The organism is Albidovulum sediminis (assembly GCF_025380365.1).
GTDB classification, from domain to species: Bacteria; Pseudomonadota; Alphaproteobacteria; order Rhodobacterales; family Rhodobacteraceae; genus Albidovulum; species Albidovulum sediminis.
Genome location: NZ_JAOCQF010000001.1, coordinates 1,306,201 through 1,327,299, shown reverse-complemented (window position 1 = coordinate 1,327,299; position 21,099 = coordinate 1,306,201). Strand labels below are relative to the sequence as shown.

Sequence of the window (21,099 nt, the reverse complement as noted above, 5' to 3'; positions counted from 1 at the left end):
GCACGGCCCCTTGGCACGAGGGGCCGGCGTTTCGCCGCACCCTCTTCAACGTGCCGAACGGGGAGGTTTTCATGCGTTGCATCACAGTTCTCGGCCCGTCGCAGTCGGGCAAGACCGAGCTTGTCCGACAACTCGCGGCGCTCGACGGCAAGCCCGCCCGCACCGAGGCGGCCGGCCACCTGAACCTCACCCGCTTCCACTTCATGGAGGAGGACTGGTGCGCCATCGACATGTCGGGCGGCCCCGAGTTTGCCCGCATGGCCGGGGCGCCGCTCCTGGCCTCGGACGCCGCCGTCCTTTGCGTCGCCTCGGACCCGGACGAGGCCGTCCTTGCCGCCCCCTGGCTGCGCGCGGTCGAGGAGGCGGGCACGCCCTGCATGATCTTCATCAACCGCATGGACGCGCCGAAGGGCCGCGTGCGCGACATCGTCTCCGCGCTCCAGGCCTACACCAACCACGCCATCGTCCTGCGCCAGATCCCGATTCGCGAGGGCGGGCAGGTCGTCGGCGCGATCGACCTGATCTCCGAACGCGCCTGGCGCTACCGGGAAGGCCAGCCCTCGACGCTGGTCGAAATCCCGAAGTCCGAGGCAGACCGGGAGCATGAGGCGCGGGCCGAACTGCTGGAACACATGTCCGACTTCGACGACGCGCTGCTGGAGGAACTGATCGAGGATCACGAACCCGCAGTCGGCGCGCTGTTCGCCGTGGCGCGGCGGGAAACGCAGGACGCCGTGCTGATCCCCGCCTTCCTCGGCGCGGCCAGCCACATGAACGGCGTGATGCGCCTGATGAAGGCGCTCCGGCACGAGGCGCCGGCGCCCGAGGCGCTCAAGGCGCGGCTGGGTGCCGCCGACGCGCTGGCGGTGGGCTTCCACGCGCAGAACCGCAAGCACCTGGGCAAGTGCGTCTTCCTGCGCGCGCTCGGCGACGGGGTGGCTGTCGGCAGCCAACTGGGCGGCGACAACCTCGGCGGGCTCAGCGAACTGGGTGGCAAGGGCCATGCCGACCGGCTCTCCCCCGGCGAGGTGGCGCTCAGCGTCAAGTCCGACCAGCTGGACGCGGGCAAGGTCTTTTCCCTCTCCGCCGTCCTGCCCGCCCCGGCCTGGGCCCGCGGCTGCCCGCCGGCCTTCACCCGCATCGTCAAACCCGCGAGCGAGCGTGACGAGGTGCGCCTGTCGACCGCGCTCGCGCGACTGTCCGAGGCCGACCCAATGCTCTCGGTCGGGCAGGACGAGGCGACCGGCCACGCCGCCATCCGCCTGCAGGGCCCGATGCACCAGCGCCAGACGCTCGGCGCGCTCGCCGACGATTTCGGCATCGAGGTGGCGATCGAGGCACCCGCGCCCCGCTATTGCGAAACCATCTCCGCCCGGATCGAGGAACACTACCGCCACCGCAAGCAATCAGGCGGGGCGGGCCAGTTCGCCGACGTGGCACTGACCGTGGGCCCGCTGCCGCGCGGTGAGGGCTTCCGCTTCGACGAGGTGGTCAAGGGCGGCGCCGTGCCGCGCAACTACATCCCCTCGGTCGAGGAGGGCGCGCGCGAGGCGATGGACAAGGGTCCCCTGGGCTTTCCGGTGATCGACGTCGCGGTGACGCTCACCGACGGCAAGTCGCATTCGGTCGACAGTTCTGACTTCGCCTTCCGCACCGCCGGCCGCATGGGCGTGCGCGAGGCGCTGCAGAAGGCGGGTCCGGTCCTGCTGCAACCGATCGAGCGGCTCGATATCCACGTTCCTTCCGTCTATTCGGGGGCGATGGTCTCGCTCGTCTCCTCGCTCAAGGGGCAGGTGCTGGGCTTCGACGCCGACCCCGTCTTCCGCGGCTGGGACATCTTCCGCGCGCTGGTGCCCGCCTCGGCGACGGAGGATCTGGTGATGGCGCTCGGCTCCTCGACGCAAGGCACCGCCTGGCACGAGGCCGCCTTCGACCATTACGAGGAGATCTACGGCAAGGAGGCCGAGAAGATCAGCAAGGAACACGCGGCGGCGTAAGGCCAGATGGGGCGGAGGCCCCGGTGCGGTTTCGCGGTCACGAGCTGCGCCGCCGTTGTCGCTGCCGCTGCCGGTCCGCGCGCGCGGCCGATCCTTTACGACATCGACCTGGACGAAACGGCTTGAAAGAAAAAGGCCGCCCTCGGGGCGGCCTTGTCGCTTTGGGCTGCGGTCCGGTCCGGCGCCGCCTCAGCGGTGGCGCACGTCGGTGTAGTCGCGCCGGGTGGGGCCGACGTAAAGCTGGCGCGGGCGGCCGATCTTCTGCTGCGGGTCGCCGATCATTTCCTTCCACTGCGAAATCCAGCCGACAGTGCGGCTCAGCGCGAAGATCGGCGTGAACATCGAGGTGGGGAAGCCCATCGCCTCGAGGATGATGCCCGAATAGAAGTCGACGTTCGGATAGAGCTTCTTCTGGACGAAATAGTCATCCTCGAGCGCGATGCGCTCCAGCTCCTTGGCGACCTGCAGAAGCGGGTTGTCGTGGACGCCGAGAAGGTCCAGCACCTCGTCGGCCGATTCCTTCATCACCTTCGCGCGCGGGTCGAAGTTCTTGTAGACCCGGTGCCCGAAGCCCATCAGGCGGAAGCCGGAGGTCTTGTCCTTCGCCTTGGCGATGTATTCGGGGATGCGGTCGACCGAGCCGATTTCCTTCAGCATCTCGAGGCAGGCCTGGTTGGCGCCGCCGTGCGCGGGGCCCCAAAGGCAGGCGATGCCCGCGGCGATGCAGGCGAAGGGGTTCGCGCCCGAGGAGCCCGCCAGCCGCACGGTCGAGGTGGAGGCGTTCTGCTCATGGTCCGCGTGCAGCATCATGATGCGGTCCATCGCGCGTTCCAGCGCGGGCTGCACCACATAGTCCTCGCACGGGACGGCAAAGCACATGTGCAGGAAGTTGCCGGCGTAGGAGAGCGCGTTCTTCGGATACACGAACGGCTGCCCGATCGAGTACTTGTAGGCCCAGGCGGCAATGGTCGGCAGCTTGGCGATCATGCGGATCGCGGCCACCTCGCGCTGCCAGGGGTCGTTGATGTCGAGGCTGTCGTGGTAGAACGACGACAGCGCGCCGACCACGCCGACCATGGTCGCCATCGGATGGGCGTCGCGACGGAAGCCGCGGAAGAAATACTGGATCTGCTCGTGCAGCATCGTGTGCCGCGTCACGCGGCCCTCGAAGTCCTTCATCTGCGCGGCATTCGGCAGTTCGCCGTAAAGAAGCAGGTAGCAGACTTCCAGATGGTGCGACTTCTCTGCCAGCTGCTCGATCGGGTAGCCGCGATAGAGAAGCTCGCCGACATCGCCGTCGATATAGGTGATCGAGCTGTCGCAGGCCGCGGTCGAGGTGAAGCCGGGGTCGTAGGTGAAGACGTTCGCCTGGCCGTAAAGCTTTCGGATGTCGATCACGTCGGGGCCGGCGGTGGGCGTCATCACCGGCAGGTCGAAGCTCTTGCCGTCGATGCTGAGCGTTGCGGTCTTCTTCGTCTCGGCCATGTCCGTCCCTCTCCTCTATTCGGCTTGTCCGCAAGGCGCCGGGCCCTGCGAACCTGAACCCCGTTGCCGGATCCGCGCGGGATCTCAGCCGGCGGCGTCTGTCAGGCGGGCGATCGTCTCGTCCCGTCCGATGACGAGCATCATGTCGAAGACGCTGGGCGTGACCGTGCGCCCGGCCAGCGCGGCGCGCAAGGGGGCTGCGATCTTGCCCAGACCCAGCCCGTGCGCACCCGCGGCGGCGGCGACCACGGCCTCCAGTTCCTCTCTCGTCCAGCTAGCATTTTGCAGGTGCGGCGTCAATTCGTGCAGTATACCACGGGATACCGTATCCAGCGCCGCCTGCGCCCTCTCGTCCAGGTCAAGCGGCCGGGAAGACAGGACAAAATGCGCCTTTTCAACCAGTTCCGGGAAGGTCTTCGACCGCTCTCTCAGGCAGTAAAGTGCGCGTGATAGCCCGTCTTTCTGCGCCTGCGAAAGCGGCGGCTTGCCTGCGGCGACCAGAAATGCCTCAATTTCAGGCAAAAGCTGCGCGTCCGGCGTCGCCGCGATGTGCTGACCGCAGAGGTTTTCCAGCTTCTTGAAGTCGAGCCGCGCGGGCGCCCGGCCGATTCCCTCAAGGTCGAACCAGGCCTTCGCCTCGGCGTCGGTGAAGAACTCCGCGTCGCCATGCGCCCAGCCCAGCCGCGCCAGGTAGTTGCGCATGCCGGCGGCGGGGTAGCCCATCGCCTGGTATTCCTCCAGCCCGACGGCGCCGTGCCGTTTGGACAGCTTCTTGCCGTCCGGCCCGTGGATCAGCGGGATATGCGCCCAGACCGGCACGGTCCAGCCCATGGCGTGATAGACCTGCGTCTGGCGTGCGGCGTTGTTCAGGTGGTCGTCCCCCCGGATCACATGCGTGACGCCCATGTCGTGGTCGTCGACCACCACGGCGAGCATGTAGGTCGGCGTACCATCCGAGCGTAAACAAACCATGTCGTCGAGCTGGTCGTTGCGGAAGGTGACGGTGCCCTGCACCGCATCCTCGACCACGGTCGCGCCCTCGCGCGGGGCCTTCAGGCGGATCACATGGGGGCCGTCGGGGTGGGTCGCGGGGTCGGCGTCGCGCCAGGGGCTCTGGAACAGGGTCGAGCGTCCCTCGGCCCGCGCGGCTTCGCGGAACGCCTCGATCTCCTCCTGCGTGGCAAAGCACTTGTAGGCGTGCCCGCGCGCCAGCATCTCTCGCGCGACCTCGGCGTGGCGGTCGCGGCGGTCGAACTGGCTGACCACCTCGCCGTCCCAGTCGAGGCCAAGCCAGGTCAGCCCGCGCAGGATCGCCTCGGTCGCCTCGGGGGTGGAGCGTTCGCGGTCGGTATCCTCGATCCGGAGCAGGAAGCGCCCGCCGCGCCCGCGCGCGAACAGCCAGTTGAACAGCGCGGTGCGCGCGCCGCCGATGTGCAGATAGCCCGTGGGCGAGGGGGCGAACCGGGTCACGATCTGCGCGTCGGGCTGGGTCATGGGCGCGTTAACCTTTCGGAAACCATGTGCATTCAGGGTGACCAGCGTTCATTAGGCAATGCCCGGCGGGGACACAAGGGAGCAATGGGGGGTGCATGGTGGCGCTCGCACGGCCTCTCGCGACACTCCTGGACGCGCTTTCCGCGGCGCGCGGTGCCGTCCTGCCCTGGGCGCCGGTCATGCTGTCCTTCGGCATCGGCGCCTATTTCCTGGCGCGCGAGGAGCCGGGGCAGGGCGCCTATGCGCTGGCCGGCGCGGGGTTTCTCCTCGCACTCCTCCTGCGGCTTTTCGGGGGGGAGCGGTGGCACCTGCCGGCGGTCGGCGCCGCGCTCGCGCTGGCCGGTTTCCTCATCGCCGGGGCGCGGGCGGACCTTGTCGCCGGCCCGGTCCTGGCTGATCGCTACTACGGCCCGGTCGTGGGGCGGATCGTCGGCATCGACCGGTCGTTCTCGGACCAGCCGCGGCTGACGCTGGACCAGGTTTCCCTCGACATCGTCGCCCCGTCGCGCACGCCCGCGAAGGTGCGCGTCGCGCTCCACGGCGAAGACGCCTTCGTGCCCGAGCCCGGCCAGCGGGTGCGCCTGATCGCGCATCTCTCGCCGCCCGACGGCCCGGTCGAACCCGGCGGTTTCGACTTCCAGCGCATCGCCTGGTTCGAGCGTCTGGGGGCGGTGGGCTACACCCGCGACCCGGTCACGGTCACGGCCCCTTCGGACGGCGGCCCAGGGCTCTGGGCGTTCCGGGTGCGGATGTGGCTGTCGCGGGCGATGCAGGCGGGGATGGAGGGGCAGGCGGGCGCCTTCGCCGCGGCGCTGATGACCGGCGACCGCTCGGGCGTCACGCGCGCGACAAACGACGCGCTGCGCAACTCCAACCTGTCGCACCTGATCTCGATCTCGGGGCTGCACATGGGGTTGCTCAGCGGCTTCGTATTCGCCTTCTGCCGCTATGGCCTGGCCCTCGTGCCGCCGCTCGCGCTGCGGCTGAACACGAAGAAGATCGCCGCCGTCTTGGCCCTCTTCGCCGCGACCTTCTATCTTTTCCTTGCAGGTCCCAATGTCGCCACCCGCCGCGCCTATGTGATGGCCGCGGTGATGCTGGTCGCGGTCCTCCTCGACCGGCGCGCGATCTCTCTGCGCTCGGTCGCGATCGCCGCGCTGATCGTGCTGCTCCTCGAACCCGAAAGCCTGGTGGAGCCCGGCTTCCAGATGTCCTTCGGCGCGACGGTGGCCCTGATCGCGGCCTTCCAGCACTGGGCGCGGGTCTCCGCCCGCCTGCCCGCACTGCTGCGGCCCGTCGCGGCGCTCTGCCTTTCCTCGCTTGCCGCCGGAACCGCGACGCTGCCGATCGCGGCGGTGCATTTCAACCGGATCGCGGAATACGGTTTCGTGGCCAACCTCGCCGCCGTGCCGCTGATGGGGATGGCGGTAATGCCCGCGGGCGTCGTCGCGGCCCTGCTGGCGCCCTTCGGGCTTGCCGCGCCCGCCCTCTGGGTGATGGAACAGGGCTGCCGGGCGATCCTTCTGGTCGCCGCCTTCGTCTCGGGGCTCGACGGGGCGGTGATCCCGGTGGTCACCCCCGTGGCCTGGGTCCTGCCGGTGATGAGCCTCGGCGCGCTCACCTTCGTTCTCACCCGGCCACCGTGGCTGCGGGTCTGCGGCGCTGCGGCCGTTGCTGCAAGCCTGGCAGGCTGGAACCTTGCGGAACGCCCGCTCCTCCTGATCGCGGGCGAGGGGGCGCTGGTCGGCCTCCGGACGCCCGAGGGGCGCGCGCTTTCCAAGGCGAAGGGGGCGGGATTCGTCGCCGCAAGCTGGCTTGAGGATGACGGCGACCTTGTCGATCAGGAAACCGCCTTCGCCCGCGGCGCCTTCACCGGCACGCGCGGACAGGTTCGCGCCGACCTTGGCCCGGTCGCGCTCTGGCACCTGACCGGCAAGACCTCGGCGCGGCGGGCCGAGGCGGTCTGCACCCCCGGCGCGATCGTCGTCCTCGACGGCTACTGGCAGGGCGGCAGCCCCGCCTGCCGGCTTTTCGACGCCCAGTTCCTCGACCAAAGCGGCGCGGTCGCGGTGCAGGACAGCGGGCAGGGAATTGTCACCGTCGTCTCGGCGCGCGACCTCGCCGGGCGGCGGCTCTGGAACGACCGCGGCACACGGGCGCGCCGGCTGGGCAACTAGGGCCTCAGTAGCTGCGGATCAGGCCCACCAGCCGCCCCTGGACGCGCACCATTGCCTCGGGCAGGATGCGCGTCTCATAGGCGGGGTTCGCGGCCTCCAGCCGGATCATGCCGCCCTGGCGGCGAAACCGCTTCAGCGTGGCCTCAAGCCCTTCGACCAGCGCCACCACGATGTCGCCGTTCTCGGCCGTGGACTGTTCGCGGATCACCACGATGTCGCCGTCGTTGATCCCGGCCTCGATCATCGAATCGCCCTTGACCTCCAGCGCGTAATGCGCGCCGCGGCCCGACAGCATCGACCCTGGCACCGCGACGTGGTGCGAGACTTCAGAAATCGCCTCGATCGGCACGCCTGCGGCGATGCGGCCCATCACCGGCAGCTCCATCGCGTGGACCGACTCGACGGGCAGGGCGCCCCGGGGCGCGGCAGGGCGGTCGCCCGCGATCACCTGCGGCCGGAACCCCGGCCTCTCCATCGCCTCGGGCAGTTTCACGACCTCGATCGCGCGGGCGCGATGGGCGAGGCGCCGGATGAAGCCGCGCTCCTCCAGCGCCGTGATCAGGCGGTGGATGCCGGACTTCGACCGCAGGTCGAGCGCGTCCTTCATCTCGTCGAAAGACGGGGGCACGCCGTCGCGCGCCATGCGTTTCTGGATGAAGTCGAGCAGTTCCAGTTGCTTGCGTGTCAGCATTGCGGCCGTCGTCCTTTCCGCCGGAACGAGATGTTCGCAAATGTTCTACGCGCGTTCCCGGTTTGTGTCAACGCTGCCGCCGCGCGGTTCGCCTCAGAACGGCAGATACTCGACCACCTCGCCCGCCGCGCGCGGCCCGTCGCCCGACGGCCGGATCAGCAGCGCGTCGGCCTCCGCAAGGATGGACAAGAGCGCGCTGTCCTGCCGTGCCATCGGCCGGATCGCGGGCATCCCCTCGCCAGGTTGCAGGCAGGCGCGCATATAATGGGTGCGCGGCCCGTTCGCCGCCACGGCCTCGGCCAGGACCGCGCGCCGCGGCGACGGGCCGGGATCGGGCAGGCCCAGCATCGCGCGGATCATGGGTAACATGAACAATTGGGCGCAAACGATTGAGGAAACGGGGTTTCCAGGCAGTCCTAGAACCGCCTGCCCGGCCAGTCGCCCGGCCATCAGCGGCTTGCCCGGCCGCATCGCGATCTTCCAGAACGCCTGCGCCATGCCCATGTCGACCAGCACCCGCCCGACAAGGTCGTGATCGCCGACCGAGGCGCCACCGATGGTCACGATCAGGTCCGCGTCGTCGGCCAGCGACAGGCAGAACCGGAGCGAGGCCTCGCTGTCGCGCGCGATTGGCAGGACGCGGGCCTCTGCCCCCTCGGCTTCGGCCATGGCGGCCAGTGCCAGCCCGTTCGAGGCGACGATCTGGTCCGGCCCCGGTGTCTCGCCTGGCATCACCAGTTCGTCGCCCGTCGACAGGAACGCGACCACCGGGCGCCGCCGCACGTCCAGTTCGGGCAGGTTCATCGCCGCCATCAGCGCGATGTCGCGCGGCCCGATCCGGCGCGGCGCCGTCACCACGTCACCCACGGCGAAATCCTGGCCAGCCGCCCGGATGTTGCGCCCCTCCTCAAGCCGGGGGCCAAGCGTGATGCGATCGCCCGCGCGCTCCACATCCTCCTGCAGCACGACGCGTTCGCCCCCCGGCGGAACCGGCGCGCCGGTAAAGATGCGCACGGCCTCTCCCGTGCCGATGCTGCCCGCAAAGCCGCGGCCCGCGGCGGCCTCGCCGATCACCGCCAGAACCCGGCCGGTCTCATGGTCCGCCTCGCGGATCGCGTATCCGTCCATCGCCGAGGCGGCGAAGGGCGGCTGCGTCAGCCGCGCCGCCACCGGTTCGGCCAGAACGCGCCCCCGGGCCGCGCGCAGGGGCACGCGTTCCACGCCGACCGGCGCCACCAGCGCCAGCACCCGCGCCAACGCCTCCGCGACCGGGATCATGCGCCGGCCTCGTAGCGGCCGGACTTGCCCCCGTCCTTGAGGACGACCCGCACCCCCTCGATGCGCATGGACTTCTCCGCCGCCTTCAGCATGTCGTAGACCGTCAGCGCCGCGACCGAGGCCGCCGTCAGCGCCTCCATCTCGACCCCGGTCTGCCCCGTGGTCCGCACCGTCGCCGTGATCCGCACGCCCGGCAGGTCCGCATCCGGCACGAGGTCCACCGCGACCTTCGTGATCGGCAGCGGGTGGCAAAGCGGGATCAGGTCCGCGGTCCGCTTCGCCGCCATGATCCCGGCAAGCCGCGCCACGCCCAGGACGTCGCCCTTCTTCGCGGTGCCCGAGGTCACCAGCGCCAGCGTCTCCGCCCGCATCTCGACCCGCGCCTCCGCGACCGCGACGCGGTCCGTCACCGCCTTGTCCGAGACATCGACCATGTGGGCGCTGCCCTCGCCGTCGAAATGGGTCAGCGCCATGTCACGCCCTCACCGGATCGGCGAGGATCGCGCGCGTCGCCGCCGCGACATCGGCCTGCCGCATCAGGCTTTCCCCGATCAGGAAGGCGCGCGCGCCGACCGCCGCCATCGCGGCCAGGTCGGCAGGCGTGAAAAGCCCGCTCTCGCACACCAGCATCCGCCCCGCGGGCAGCATCGGCGCCAGCCGCCGCGTGGTGTCGAGCGAGACCTCGAAGGTCTTGAGGTTGCGGTTGTTGACCCCGATCATCGGCGAGGACAGCCTGAGCGCCCGCTCCATTTCCGCCTCGTCATGCACCTCGATCAGCGCGTCCATGCCCCATTGGCGCGCCGCATCCTCCAGTTCGGCCGCAAGCATGTCGGACACCGAGGCCATGATGATGAGGATGCAGTCCGCCCCCCAGGCGCGCGCCTCGGCCACCTGATAGGGGTCGTAAAGGAAATCCTTGCGCAGCACGGGCAGGTCGCAGGCCGCGCGCGCCGCGGTCAGGAACTCCGGCGCGCCCTGGAACGAGGGCGCATCGGTCAGCACCGAAAGACAGGTCGCGCCCCCCGCAGCATAGGCCCGCGCCAGCGCCGGCGGATTGAAGTCGGCCCGGATCAACCCCTTGGAGGGCGAGGCCTTCTTGATCTCGGCGATCAGCCCGTATCCCGCCCCGCACGCCCGCGTGAGCGCGCCATGAAACCCGCGCACCGGCCCTGCCGCGCGCGCCGCTGCCTCCACCCCGCTCAAGGGCCGCGCCGCCTTCGCCGCCGCGATCTCCTCAAGCTTGTAGGCCCTGATCCTGTCGAGAATATCCATGCCCCTTCCTTAGCCCTGACGCGCAGCCCAGAAAAGCCCGCCCCTTCATTCTGGCGAAAATACTCCACGGGGGTGCGGGGGTGTGAAACCCCCGCTTCCAGCCGTTTCAACCCGCCCAGCGGATCGGCGCCTCGCCCCGCGCGCCCAGCCAGGCGTTCACCCTGCCGAAGGGGCGCGAGCCGAGAAATCCGCGCCGGGCCGACAGCGGCGAGGGGTGGGCGGTCTCGATCACCAGGTGCTCCCCCGCCCGGATATGCCCCCTCAGCGTCTGCGCCTGTCCGCCCCAGAGAAGAAAGGCGCAAGGACGCTGGGAGACCTCGGCCAGAACCTCTTCGGCCAGACGCTGCCAGCCCAGCCGCGCGTGCCCGCCCGCCTCGCCCGCCGGCACCGTCAGGCAGGTGTTGAGCAGCAACACCCCCTGCCGCGCCCAGGGCCTGAGGTCGCCGGTCGCGGGACAGGCACCTAGGTCGTCGGTCATCTCGGCAAAGATGTTGCGCAGCGACCGGGGCAGGGGCCGGACGTCGGGCTCCACCGAAAAGGCAAGGCCATGGGCGTGCCCCGGCGTCGGATAGGGGTCCTGCCCGAGGATCACCACCCGCACCGCCGCGGGCGGGGTCAGGTCAAGGGCCGCGAACCGCGCGGGCGCAGGCGGCAGGACCAGGCGCGTTTCGGCGGCCAGCGCGGCCGCGATGCGCGGCCAGTCGCGCGCGAAAAAGGGCAGGTGCGCCCAGGCAGCGGGGATCATGCGGCCGCGGTGACGCGCGCCAGCGCCTCGATCTTGCCCCGCGCCGCACCGGAGGCGATGCTTTCGGCGGCCTGCGCCACGCCCTCCTTCAGGTCGCCCGCCGCGCCCGCGACCAAAAGGGCTGCCGCGGCATTCAGCAGGACCGCATCGCGATAGGCGCCCGTCGCGCCCGCCAGAAGCGCGCGCAGCGCCATCGCGTTGTCCTCGGGCGTGCCGCCCATGATCGCGTCGAACGGGTGGACGGGCAGGCCGGCCTCCTCGGGGTGCACCTCGAACTCCAGCACGCGGCCGTCTTCCAGCGCCGCGACCCAGCTTGGCCCCGCGATCGACAGTTCGTCGGTGCCGTCGCCGCCATGGACCAGCCAGGCGCGCTCCGACCCAAGCGCCGCGAGCGTCTCGGCCATCGGCCGGATCCACTGGCGCGAGAAGGCGCCGGTCAGTTGCCGCTTCACCCCCGCGGGGTTGGTCAGCGGCCCGAGAAGGTTGAAGACGGTGCGGGTGCCAAGTTCGGACCGCGTCGGCATCACATGGCGGATCGCCGGGTGGTGCATCGGCGCCATCATGAAGGCGATACCCACCTCTTTCAGCGCCTTTTCAACGACATCCGGCCCGACCATCACGTTGACGCCCATCTGCGTCAGCGCGTCCGCCGCCCCCGATTTCGAGCTGAGGTTGCGGTTGCCGTGCTTGGCGACCGGCACACCGGCGCCGGCGACGACGAAGGCGGTCGCGGTCGAGATGTTCAGCGTGCCCTTGCCGTCGCCGCCCGTGCCGACAATGTCCATCGCCCCTTCGGGCGCGCGCACCTTGTGGCATTTCGCTCGCATGACGCGGGCGGCGGCGGCGATCTCTTCGACCGTCTCGCCGCGGGTACGCAGCGCCATCAGAAGCCCGCCCATCTGGCTGGGCGTCGCGGCCCCCTCGAACAGCGCCTCGAAGGCGGCCTCTGCCTCTTCCCGCGTCAGCGCGCGTTCGGCGGCCAGCCCGATCAGCGGGCGGATGTCGGTCATGCCGGCACCTTCAGGTCGACGCCCGCGCCTTCCAGGAACGTCCGCAGCATCCGGTGCCCGTGTTCCGAGGCGATGGATTCGGGGTGGAACTGCACCCCCTCGATCGGCAGGTCGCGGTGGCGAAGCCCCATGATCGTCCCATCCTCGAGCCAGGCGGTGACCTCAAGGCAGGCAGGAAGGCTCTCGCGCTCCACGACCAGCGAATGATAGCGCGTCGCCTGGAAGGGCGAGGGCAGGCCGGCGAAAACGCCCTTTCCCGCGTGGTGCATGGCGCCCATCTTGCCGTGCACGATCTCGTGGCAGCGCACGACGTTGCCGCCGAAGGCCTGGCCGATGGTCTGGTGGCCAAGGCAGACGCCCAGAAGCGGCGTCCGCGTCTCGGCGGCGGCATGGGTCAGCGGCAGGCAGATCCCGGCCTGGTCGGGGTCGCAGGGCCCGGGCGAAAGCACGATCGCCTGCGGGTTCAGCGCCATCGCCTCCTGCACGTCGAGCGCGTCGTTGCGGCGCACGACCACATCGGCACCCAGTTCGCCGAAATAGTGGACGAGGTTGTAGGTGAAACTGTCGTAGTTGTCGATCAGCAGCAACATGTCGCAGGTCCCGGTCGGTGCAACTGCAATCGGGGGATGAACCCCGGGGCAGGTCGGGCTATACATGGTCAGAGCCGCGCGCCGGGGTCAAGGGCGGAAGCGGACAGGGCGAAAAAGGGCCGGAGGCGACAGTGGGCAAGAACACGTTGGCGGGTTTGTTGATGGGGACGGCGCTTGGCGGCGCGATCGCGGCGGTGCTGTCCTTGCAGGCGGCGCCTCCGGGCGCGCAGCTCGAGGCCCTGCATGCGGCGGCCGAGAAGGCCCGCGCGGCGGCAGGGGGGACAGAAGGCGACGCCGCCCCGGCCGCGATGCCCGAGCCCGATGCCGCCGCCGAGGCCCGCCCCGAGGTCGAGCCCGCGCCCGACGCTTCGGCCTCCGGGACGGCAGCGCCCGCGCCCGAGACGCCCATCGTCGAGGTTCCGGCCGGATCGGAGTTCGCCAGGGCCCGCCCCGAGGAGGATCCCGCCACCCCCGCGACCGAACCCGCAGCGGCGGCACCGGCCGCGCCCGCCGTCTCTGAACCCGCGGCCGAGGCCGCCCCCGACCTGCCCGAGGTCAGCACCGCGTCCCAGCCGGAAAGCCAGACCGAGGCACCCGTCGCGCCGGAGGCGCCGGCGGTGACCGCCGAGGCCGGGGCGCCGGCCGCGGAAGGTGCAGCACCCGCGGCGGGAACCGTCGCCGATCCGGCGCCGCAGCCCACGGCGGATGACGCGGGCAACGCCCTGCCGCAACTGCCCGAGGGCCAGGGCGCCACCGCAGAGGCTGAGGCCCCGGCCGATGCGCCCGCCGGGGAGCCCGCCGGGGAGCCCGCCGCCGAGGCGACCGCTCCTGTGACCGCCGAGGCCGCCCCTGCGGGCCTCGCCGATCAGCTTGAGGCCGCGGGCACCGGCGAACCCGTCCTGCCCGGCCAGAAGGTGGGCCAGTTGCCCACCATTGGCGGCCAGACCGCCGAACCCGCCACCGAACCCGTCGCCGAAGCCGCGCCCGATGCCGCCGAGGAAGCGGCCGACCTGCCCGCGCTCCTGCGCTATGCGGCGCCGTTCGATGCCTCCGGCGCCGGGCCGATCGTCTCCATCGTCCTGCTTGACGTGGGCGAGGGGCGCGGCGGCGTGGACGAGGCCACGATCCGGGCGATCTCCTTCCCGGTCACCATCGCGCTCGACCCCGCAAGCTCGAACGCCCGCGAACGCGCGGGAACCTACCGCGCCGCCGGATTCGAACTGGCCATCCTTGCCACCAACGGGCTTCAGCGCGGCATGACCGCCAAGGATGTCGAGGTCGCGGTCGAGGCGCTTTCGACCGGGTTGCCGGAAACGGTGGCGATGATCCCGGCGCCCGACGCGCTGTTCCAGATCGACCGCGAGGTGGTCAAGCACCTGGCCGTCGCGATCAAGGACGACGGGCGCGGGCTCATCACCTACGCGCGCGGGCTCAATGTCGCGGGGCAGGCGGCCGAACAGGCCGACGTCCCGCATGCGAGCGTGGACCGCGTGGTGGACGAGTACAAGGAAGACGCCGCGGCCGTGCGCCGCTTCCTTGACCGCGCCGCCTTCGACGCGGGCCAGAAGGGCCGCTCTGTCATTGTCGCCCACGCCTACCCCGAGACGCTGAAGGCGCTTTACGACTGGGTGGCCACCGGCCCGAAGGGCGTGACGCTCGCCCCCGTTTCGGCCGGCATGATCGCGGAGCGGGCGGGGGAGTAGCCCCCCCGCCCACGGTCTGCGGCATGGCCCGGACGCCTAGGCGTGCCGCCACACCTTGACGGCCGAGATCAGCAGGATCGCCGCCAGCGCGGGGAGCAGGACGCCACCCGGCACGACGCCGAGCAGCATGCCCCCGATGAAGGTTCCGACGATCGAACCCGCCGCCATGACCAGCACGAACCGCCGGTTCCGTGCGAGGACCGCAAAGCTCCGGTCCCGGCTATACCGCGCGAAGCCCATCAGGATGGTCGGCAGACTGACCGCAAGCGACAGAGAGCCGGCCAGCTTCACGTCCACCCCGAACAGCAGAACGATGGTCGGGATCAGCAGCTCGCCCCCCGCCACCCCCATCAGGGACGCCACGACTCCGATGCCGAACCCGGCGGCGACCCCGGCGGCCATCTGCGCCGCGCCTGCAAGCGGCGGGCCGGCCCCGGCGTCTGCGTGGCCGAAGACGAGAACTGCGGCGATTCCGACCAGCAGCACGGCAATCACCCGGTGGAGTGCCTCGGACCTCAGCCGGGTCGCCCAGCCAGCACCCGACCAGGCACCGGCGAGGCTTCCGGCAAGCAGATTGAGGACGACGGGCCAGTGCCCCGCGATCTCGTCGAAGCCGACCGTTCCCGCCCGGAACGGCAGGGCGGTCGCGACGACGACGATGCTCATGGCCTTGTTGAGGATCACCGCCTCCAGTGCGGCGAAACGGAACCGGCCTATGAGGAGCGGCAGTCGGAACTCCGCTCCGCCAAGGCCGACCAGCCCGCCGAGGGTTCCGATGACCGCCCCTCCGCCGAACGCGGACGGCAGATCCCGGCCGCGGGAAGTGCCGCGATCCTCAGACATCGGCGGGTGGCTCGGATCGCGTTGCCGCGGCGCGTCGGGGACCGCCGGTCTTCGCCCCCAACTCACCCATTCCCGCGGCCGACGAACAGGCCCGCGTCTTCGGCGGCCTTCTTCAGCGCCTTGGACTTGTTGACGGTTTCCTGGAACTCGGCCTCCGGGTCGCTGTCGTAGACGACGCCGCCGCCGGCCTGGATATAGAGCTTCTCGTCCTTCACCACCGCCGTCCTCAGCGCGATGCACATGTCCATCTCGCCGTTCGCCGCGAAATAGCCGACGCCGCCGCCGTAGATGCCGCGCTTTTCCGGCTCCAGCTCGTCGATGATCTCCATCGCGCGGACCTTGGGCGCCCCGGAGACGGTGCCGGCAGGAAGCCCCGCTAGCAGCGCCGACAGCGCGTCCTCATCCTCGCGGATCTCGCCCACCACGTTTGAGACGATGTGCATGACGTGGCTGTAGCGCTCGATGATGAATTTCTCGGTCGGGCGCACGGTGCCGATCTTCGCCACCCGGCCGACGTCGTTGCGGCCAAGGTCCAGCAGCATCAGGTGTTCGGCCAGTTCCTTGGTGTCGGCCAGAAGGTCGGCCTCGAGCGCCCGGTCCTGTTCCACCGTCGCGCCGCGGGGGCGGGTGCCGGCGATGGGGCGGATCGTCACCTCTCCGGCCCGCAGCCGGACCAGGATCTCGGGGCTGGCGCCGACGATCTGGAACGCGCCGAAGTTGAAGAAGGTCAGGAACGGCGAGGGGTTGGTGCGCCGGAGCGAGCGGTAGAGCGCGAAGGGCGGCAGCTTGAAGTCTGCCGTCCAGCGCTGCGAGGGCACGACCTGGAAGATGTCGCCGGCGCGGATGTATTCCTTCGCCTTCTCGACCGCGGCGCGGTAGCCCTCAGGCGTGAAGTTGGACCGCATCTCGCCCAGGTGCGCGCTGTCGCCTAGGCTGCGGCTTTCACCCGAGGGCGCGCGTTCAAGGTCGCGGACGGCGTCCATCACCCGCTCGGCCGCCTGCGCATAGGCCGCCCGCGCCGAAAGGCCCGAGGTGACCCAGGCGGGCGAGCAGACCGTCACCTCGCCCTTCACGCCGTCAAGGACGGCAACGATCGTGGGCCGCATCAGCATCGCGTCCGCCACCCCGATCGGGTCGGGCTTGACGTTGGGCAGATGCTCGACCAGCCGGATCATGTCGTAGCCGAGATAGCCGAATAGCCCCGCCGCGATCGCGGGGATGCCCTCGGGCATGTCGATGCGGCTTTCGGCGATCAGCGCGCGCAGCGTGGCCAGCGGATGCCCCTCCAGCGGCTCGAACGCCTCGGCGTCGAAGCGGGCCTGGCGGTTGATCCGGCTTTGCGTGCCGCGGCAGTCCCAGATCACGTCGGGCTTCAGCCCCACCACCGAATAGCGGCCGCGCACCTCGCCGCCGGTCACGCTTTCCAGCATGAAGCTCATCCGGCCGGCATCGGCCAGTTTCAGCATCAGCGACACCGGCGTGTCGAGGTCGGCCGCGAGGCGCGTGAAGACAAGCTGGTTGCGCCCGGCGGTCCAGCCGGCCTCGAACTCGGCGAAGGAGGGGACGAGTGCCAAGGGTCTGGTCCTACTGCATCTGCGCGTGAACGGCGTTGATCGCGGCCTGATCGACGGTGATGCCCTTTTCCGTCTCGATCGCCGTGATGAAGAGGTCGATGACATCGCCCGCCACCGACTGCGCGACGCGCGGCCGCATCGCCTCGGCAACGGCTGCGGCCTCTTCGGGCGCGGCCGCGTGGACCGCGTCGACCTGGACCACGAAGACGCGTGCGGAGGCGTCGATCACGGCCGATTTCCCCGCGTCAAGGCGGAAGGCCCGCGTCGCGATCTCGGCCGGCAGGTCGGCAAGGTGGCCCGACCGAGCGAAGCCCGCGTAATGCGTCGTCACCAGCCCGAGCGCGGAAAGCGTTGCGCCGTTGTCGAGCGCGGCCTGAATCTCGGCGCCCTTCTCCAACAGGCGTTTTTGCGTTTCCGCCCGCGTCCAGTCGGCGGCGACAGCCTCGCGCACCTCGTCCAGCGGGCGCACGGCGGGCGGGTCGATCCCGTCGAGGCGCAGCGCGAAGACGCCGCCATCGTCAAGCTCGACCAGCTGCGGGAAATCCTCCGCCGTCGCCGCCCCGGCCGCATCGCGGAACTCTGCATAGGCCGCGATGCCGTCTTGCGTCTCGCTGCTGAAGTCGATCTGGCCCAGCTCCATCTTCATGCTTTCGGCCACCTGCTCCAGCGTCTCGCCGCCTGCCAGCACATCGGCGATGCCCTCGCTCTGTTCGAGGATGGCGCGGCGGGCGCGGTCGATGGTCAGTTCGGGCAGAAGCATGTCGCGCGCCTGCTCGAAGGTGGTTTCCTGAGCCTCCAGGATGCCGTTCATCGCATAAAGCGCAGGCCCGAGGCTTGAGGGCAGGGGGCCGGCCACCCCCGGTTCGGCCATGGCAAAGATCGCCTCGCCGGCCTCGCCCAGGTCTTCCCGGCTCATCTCGCCGAGGTCGATGTCGGCCAGCGTCAGGCCGCGTTCGGCGGTCAGCTCCTCGAACGTCACCTCGCCCGCGTCGAGGCGCGCCTTGGCCGCCGCGGCCTCGTCGTCGTTGGCGAAGACCAGCCGTTCGACCAGCCGCTTTTCCGGCACCACGAATTCGTCGATCCGTTCGTCATAGGCGGCGCGCAGCGTCGCCTCGTCGATCTCGATCGTGGGCTGCACCATCTCGGGCGACAGCCACACATAGGTGATGTGCCGCGTCTCGGGCCGCGTGTAGGCGTCGGGATTGGCCTCGTAATAGGCCTTCAGCGCCTCTTCCGAGGGCGCTTCCACCGGCGCGTCGAGGTCGGAGGCGATCAGTTCGGCCAGCGTGAAGTCGCGCGTCTCGTTCGTCCAGGCGGCGACCGCGGTCACGAAGGTCTCCGGCGCGGCACTGGCCCCCATCACCGCGCGTTGCAGCAGCCCGCGGGCGGATTCGGCGCGCATGCGTTCCTCGAACTCGGCCTCGGTCATGCCCTGCTGGCGCAGCGTGAGCTTGTAGGCCTCGCGGTCGAAGCTGCCATCCAGCCCCCGGAACGACGAGATCGAGGTGACCACGCGGCGCACCTCGCCGTCGCCGACCGAAAGACCGCGCTGGTCGGCCTCGTCCTCGAGCGCGGCGGTGGCGAAAAGCTGGGCGCGCACGCGGTCGGTCAGGCCCAGTTCCTGCGCCTGCGCGAAGGTCAGCGGCAGGCCGATCTGCGCCGACATCGCGCTGATCTCCTGGTTGAGCGCGCGCGCATAGTCGCGCAGGTCCACCTCACGCTCGCCGACCGAGCCGATGGAGCCGATCGAGGCGCCGAAGTTGGTCACGCCATAGCCGCCCAGACCGGCCACCATGAGGCCCATCAGCACCCAGATGACGGAGTTCTTGCCCTTCTTGTTGCGCAGCTTGGTCGACATCTTGCGGGGCTCCGGTCAGGAAATCTTGCAGGTGTTTAGGGCAGAGCCCCGGGCGGGGCAAGACGTGCCCGCTTGCGGGATGGCCCGGGGGCGCCTCAGGGGTGCCTCAGGGGCCGCGTCAGGGGTGCCAGCCGGCCAGCCGCCGGGCCAGTTCGGCGATGCCGGCGCGGTCGACATTGGCAAAGGCGATGCGCATCTGGGCAGCCCCCGCCGGGTCGCCCGCGGGCATGAACATGGTGCCGGGCAGCATCAGTACGCCCGCCTCGCGCACCAGCCGGCGGGCAAGGTCGGGCGAGGGCAGGCCGGTGTCCTGCGCGACATAAGCGAAATAGGCGCCGCAGCCCATCAGCCGCCAGCCGGGCAGGTCGGCGAAGGCGCCTTGCATCGCCGCCCGACGGGCGAGGATCTCGTCACGTTCGCCCGCGACCCATTGCGACAGGTTCCGCATCCCCCAGAGCGCGCCGATCTGGCCAAGCTGGCTTGGGCAGATCGCCACGCAGTCGAGGAACTTCTCCACCTCGGCCAGTTGCCGGGCGTCGGCGACGATGGCGCCCACCCGGTGCCCGGTCAGGCGATAGGCCTTGGAGAAGGAATAGAGATGCACCAGCGTGCCCTGCCAGTCGGGGTCGGCAAAGAGGTCGTGCGGCGCGCCGCTGCGGGCGTCGAAGTCGCGGTAGGTCTCGTCCACGATCAGCGCGATGCCGTGCGCGCGGGCAAGGTCGAAGAACGCCCGCAGCGTTTCGGCCGGGTATTCCACGCCGCCGGGATTGTTTGGCGAGACCAGCACGATGGCGCGCGTGCGCGGCGTGATCAGCCGCGCCGCGGCCGCGGCGTCGGGGATGAGGGACGCGCCGGTGGCCAAGGGAACGGTGGCGATCCCCTGCATGTCGAGCCACATCTTGTGATTGAAATACCAAGGGGTTGGCAGGATGACTTCATCCCCCGCGCCGGCGAGCGTGGACAGGATCGCGCAGAAGGCCTGGTTGCAGCCCTGGGTGATCGCGACCTCGGCCGGGGCAATGGCGCCGCCATAGGCCGCCGACCACTGCGCGGCCACCTCGGCGCGCAGTTCCGGCAGGCCAAGGACGGGGCCGTAAAGATGCGCGGCGGGATCGTTCATGGCCGCCTCGGCGATGGCGCGGCGCAGCCCTTCGGGCGGGGGATCGACGGGCGCAGCCTGGCTCACGTTCAGAAGCGGGCGGTCGGGCGGAAAGGTCACGCCGTCAAGCCAGCGCCGCGCCTCCATCACCGGCGGGGCGAAGGTCGCGGCCATCGCGGGGTTGAGGGGCAGGGTCATCGCGGGGCTCCGTCCTGTCGCGTTGCGCTGACAGCCTTGACGGCAGCGGAGGCGCAGCGCAAGCCCGTTGACGCAAGGTCGGCTTCCGGCACATCCTTTGCGTGTGCCAACGATCACCAACGCGGGGTCCGCAATGTCACTCAGAACCATCGCACTCAGCGCAGCAAGCCTCGGGCTGGCAATGCCTGCGGCCGCCGAAGCGCTTCTCGACCTCGAGGTCTGCAACCGCAGCAGCGACGATGCCTTCGTGGCCGTCTCCTACCAGCCGGTCGGCAGCAGCGACAGCGACTGGCGCAACGAGGGCTGGTACAGCGTGCGGGCGGGCGAGTGCCAGATCATCGCCGAGACCGACAACGCCTATTTCTACATGTACGCCGAGGTGGACGGCGACAGTTCACGCTATTGGGGCGGGGACCATTCGGAGTGCGTCGAACACCCCGGCCCGTTCGGGTTCTGGACCAGGGACGGCGAGGCCTGCGAAAGCCACCAGGACGTTGCGGAATTCGTGGCCATGCACGCGGACCAGCCGGGCCGCTACACCTGGAACCTCGATCCCTGAGGCCTTCAGTCCTTGCCGCGGTAGGGCTCGACGTATTGCAGCGCCATGTCCCAGGGGAAGAAGATCCAGGTGTCCTGGCTGACCTCGGTGATGTAGGTGTCGACCATGCCGCGCCCCTCGGGCTTGGCGTAGACGGTGGCGAAATGCGCCTTGGGGTATAGATTGCGCACCAGTTCCAGCGTCTTGCCGGTGTCGACGAGGTCGTCGACGACCAGCACGCCTTCGCCCTGATCGCCCATGATGTCGGCCTGCGGGGCCTTGATCACGCGCGGCGCCGTCTGGGCCTGGTGGTTGTAGGACTTGACCGAGATCGTGTCGACCACGCGGATGTCAAGCTCGCGGCTGACGATCATCGCCGGCGCCATGCCGCCACGGGTGATCGCGACGACCGCGCGCCAGGCGCCGCCGTCGGGGCCCTTGCCGTCCAGCCGCCAAGCCAGCGCGCGGGCGTCGCGGTGGATCTGGTCCCAGGAAACGTGGAACCCCTTTTCATGCGGCAGGCGGTCGGCGGACATGAGAAACTCCT

General features: G+C 70.3%; 18 protein-coding genes. 4 read left to right on the top strand and 14 right to left on the bottom strand.

The window, feature by feature from the left end; genetic code table 11:
* Positions 1–71 precede the first annotated feature (71 nt).
* On the top strand, positions 72–1,997 hold the full coding sequence (locus N5I32_RS06625) for an elongation factor G (protein ID WP_261494601.1): 1,926 nt from the start codon (positions 72–74) through the stop codon (positions 1,995–1,997).
* Positions 1,998–2,186: 189 nt separating this feature from the next.
* Here the strand turns inward: N5I32_RS06625 and gltA are convergent, their stop codons facing one another.
* Together gltA and gltX are read right to left on the bottom strand one after the other, a co-directional pair.
* Positions 2,187–3,482 carry a citrate synthase gene (gene gltA, locus N5I32_RS06620; RefSeq protein WP_261494600.1) on the bottom strand — a complete coding sequence of 432 codons (1,296 nt, stop codon included), beginning with the start codon at positions 3,480–3,482 and terminating at the stop codon, positions 2,187–2,189.
* Between the two features lie 84 nt (positions 3,483–3,566).
* Positions 3,567–4,976, bottom strand: a complete 1,410-nt coding sequence (gene gltX / locus N5I32_RS06615) for a glutamate--tRNA ligase (protein WP_261494599.1) — start codon at positions 4,974–4,976, stop codon at positions 3,567–3,569.
* 95 nt (positions 4,977–5,071) lie between these two features.
* Here gltX and N5I32_RS06610 point away from each other — a divergent pair, with 95 nt between their 5' ends.
* The gene (locus tag N5I32_RS06610; RefSeq protein WP_261494598.1) at positions 5,072–7,153 is read left to right on the top strand and encodes a ComEC/Rec2 family competence protein; all 2,082 of its coding nucleotides are present in this window, start codon (positions 5,072–5,074) and stop codon (positions 7,151–7,153) included.
* Positions 7,154–7,157: 4 nt separating this feature from the next.
* On the opposite strand, the gene lexA is transcribed toward N5I32_RS06610, so the two are convergent.
* From lexA to N5I32_RS06575, 7 genes are all read right to left on the bottom strand, one after another.
* Positions 7,158–7,844, bottom strand: a complete 687-nt coding sequence (gene lexA, locus N5I32_RS06605; protein WP_261494597.1) for a transcriptional repressor LexA — start codon at positions 7,842–7,844, stop codon at positions 7,158–7,160.
* A gap of 93 nt (positions 7,845–7,937) precedes the next feature.
* A complete protein-coding gene (locus tag N5I32_RS06600) occupies positions 7,938–9,122 on the bottom strand; it encodes a molybdopterin molybdotransferase MoeA (protein WP_261494596.1) in 1,185 nt (394 codons plus the stop codon).
* On the bottom strand, positions 9,119–9,595 hold the full coding sequence (gene moaC, locus N5I32_RS06595) for a cyclic pyranopterin monophosphate synthase MoaC (RefSeq protein WP_261494595.1): 477 nt from the start codon (positions 9,593–9,595) through the stop codon (positions 9,119–9,121). The genes N5I32_RS06600 and moaC overlap by 4 nt, the downstream gene beginning before the upstream one ends.
* Position 9,596: 1 nt before the next feature.
* Positions 9,597–10,394 (bottom strand): indole-3-glycerol phosphate synthase TrpC, encoded by a 798-nt coding sequence (gene trpC, locus N5I32_RS06590; protein WP_261494594.1) that lies wholly within the window; start codon positions 10,392–10,394, stop codon positions 9,597–9,599.
* 106 nt (positions 10,395–10,500) lie between these two features.
* A complete protein-coding gene (locus tag N5I32_RS06585) occupies positions 10,501–11,139 on the bottom strand; it encodes a uracil-DNA glycosylase (RefSeq protein WP_261494593.1) in 639 nt (212 codons plus the stop codon).
* Positions 11,136–12,149 carry an anthranilate phosphoribosyltransferase gene (gene trpD / locus N5I32_RS06580; protein ID WP_261494592.1) on the bottom strand — a complete coding sequence of 338 codons (1,014 nt, stop codon included), beginning with the start codon at positions 12,147–12,149 and terminating at the stop codon, positions 11,136–11,138. Before trpD ends, N5I32_RS06585 begins: the two co-directional genes overlap by 4 nt.
* Positions 12,146–12,739: an anthranilate synthase component II gene (locus N5I32_RS06575; RefSeq protein ID WP_261494591.1), complete on the bottom strand. Its 594-nt coding sequence runs from the start codon at positions 12,737–12,739 to the stop codon at positions 12,146–12,148. The genes trpD and N5I32_RS06575 overlap by 4 nt, the downstream gene beginning before the upstream one ends.
* A gap of 131 nt (positions 12,740–12,870) precedes the next feature.
* Here N5I32_RS06575 and N5I32_RS06570 point away from each other — a divergent pair, with 131 nt between their 5' ends.
* Entirely contained in the window at positions 12,871–14,442 is a 1,572-nt protein-coding gene (locus N5I32_RS06570; protein WP_261494590.1) for a divergent polysaccharide deacteylase family protein, read from the top strand.
* Positions 14,443–14,478: 36 nt separating this feature from the next.
* Here N5I32_RS06570 and N5I32_RS06565 read toward each other — a convergent pair whose 3' ends face one another.
* From N5I32_RS06565 to N5I32_RS06550, 4 genes are all read right to left on the bottom strand, one after another.
* The gene (locus N5I32_RS06565; protein WP_261494589.1) at positions 14,479–15,285 is read right to left on the bottom strand and encodes a sulfite exporter TauE/SafE family protein; all 807 of its coding nucleotides are present in this window, start codon (positions 15,283–15,285) and stop codon (positions 14,479–14,481) included.
* 62 nt (positions 15,286–15,347) lie between these two features.
* Positions 15,348–16,859, bottom strand: a complete 1,512-nt coding sequence (gene trpE / locus N5I32_RS06560) for an anthranilate synthase component I (protein WP_261494588.1) — start codon at positions 16,857–16,859, stop codon at positions 15,348–15,350.
* A gap of 10 nt (positions 16,860–16,869) precedes the next feature.
* Entirely contained in the window at positions 16,870–18,717 is a 1,848-nt protein-coding gene (locus N5I32_RS06555; RefSeq protein ID WP_261494587.1) for a peptidylprolyl isomerase, read from the bottom strand.
* 118 nt (positions 18,718–18,835) lie between these two features.
* Positions 18,836–20,014: an aminotransferase gene (locus tag N5I32_RS06550; RefSeq protein ID WP_261494586.1), complete on the bottom strand. Its 1,179-nt coding sequence runs from the start codon at positions 20,012–20,014 to the stop codon at positions 18,836–18,838.
* A gap of 133 nt (positions 20,015–20,147) precedes the next feature.
* Between N5I32_RS06550 and N5I32_RS06545 the strand changes: the two genes are divergently transcribed.
* Positions 20,148–20,573, top strand: coding sequence for a DUF1036 domain-containing protein (locus N5I32_RS06545; RefSeq protein ID WP_261494585.1), 426 nt, complete (start codon positions 20,148–20,150; stop codon positions 20,571–20,573).
* A gap of 5 nt (positions 20,574–20,578) precedes the next feature.
* Here N5I32_RS06545 and gpt read toward each other — a convergent pair whose 3' ends face one another.
* Positions 20,579–21,088, bottom strand: coding sequence for a xanthine phosphoribosyltransferase (gpt, locus tag N5I32_RS06540; protein ID WP_261494584.1), 510 nt, complete (start codon positions 21,086–21,088; stop codon positions 20,579–20,581).
* Between the last annotated feature and the right edge of the window lie 11 nt (positions 21,089–21,099).

Coding starts and splice junctions, on each gene's coding strand:
- N5I32_RS06625 (WP_261494601.1), top strand. CDS start 72: ATGCGTTGCATCACAGTTCTCGGCCCGTCGCAGTCGGGCAAGACCGAG.
- gltA (WP_261494600.1), bottom strand. CDS start 3,482: ATGGCCGAGACGAAGAAGACCGCAACGCTCAGCATCGACGGCAAGAGC.
- gltX (WP_261494599.1), bottom strand. CDS start 4,976: ATGACCCAGCCCGACGCGCAGATCGTGACCCGGTTCGCCCCCTCGCCC.
- N5I32_RS06610 (WP_261494598.1), top strand. CDS start 5,072: ATGGTGGCGCTCGCACGGCCTCTCGCGACACTCCTGGACGCGCTTTCC.
- lexA (WP_261494597.1), bottom strand. CDS start 7,844: ATGCTGACACGCAAGCAACTGGAACTGCTCGACTTCATCCAGAAACGC.
- N5I32_RS06600 (WP_261494596.1), bottom strand. CDS start 9,122: ATGATCCCGGTCGCGGAGGCGTTGGCGCGGGTGCTGGCGCTGGTGGCG.
- moaC (WP_261494595.1), bottom strand. CDS start 9,595: ATGGCGCTGACCCATTTCGACGGCGAGGGCAGCGCCCACATGGTCGAT.
- trpC (WP_261494594.1), bottom strand. CDS start 10,394: ATGGATATTCTCGACAGGATCAGGGCCTACAAGCTTGAGGAGATCGCG.
- N5I32_RS06585 (WP_261494593.1), bottom strand. CDS start 11,139: ATGATCCCCGCTGCCTGGGCGCACCTGCCCTTTTTCGCGCGCGACTGG.
- trpD (WP_261494592.1), bottom strand. CDS start 12,149: ATGACCGACATCCGCCCGCTGATCGGGCTGGCCGCCGAACGCGCGCTG.
- N5I32_RS06575 (WP_261494591.1), bottom strand. CDS start 12,739: ATGTTGCTGCTGATCGACAACTACGACAGTTTCACCTACAACCTCGTC.
- N5I32_RS06565 (WP_261494589.1), bottom strand. CDS start 15,285: ATGTCTGAGGATCGCGGCACTTCCCGCGGCCGGGATCTGCCGTCCGCG.
- N5I32_RS06555 (WP_261494587.1), bottom strand. CDS start 18,717: ATGTCGACCAAGCTGCGCAACAAGAAGGGCAAGAACTCCGTCATCTGG.
- N5I32_RS06550 (WP_261494586.1), bottom strand. CDS start 20,014: ATGACCCTGCCCCTCAACCCCGCGATGGCCGCGACCTTCGCCCCGCCG.
- N5I32_RS06545 (WP_261494585.1), top strand. CDS start 20,148: ATGTCACTCAGAACCATCGCACTCAGCGCAGCAAGCCTCGGGCTGGCA.
- gpt (WP_261494584.1), bottom strand. CDS start 21,088: ATGTCCGCCGACCGCCTGCCGCATGAAAAGGGGTTCCACGTTTCCTGG.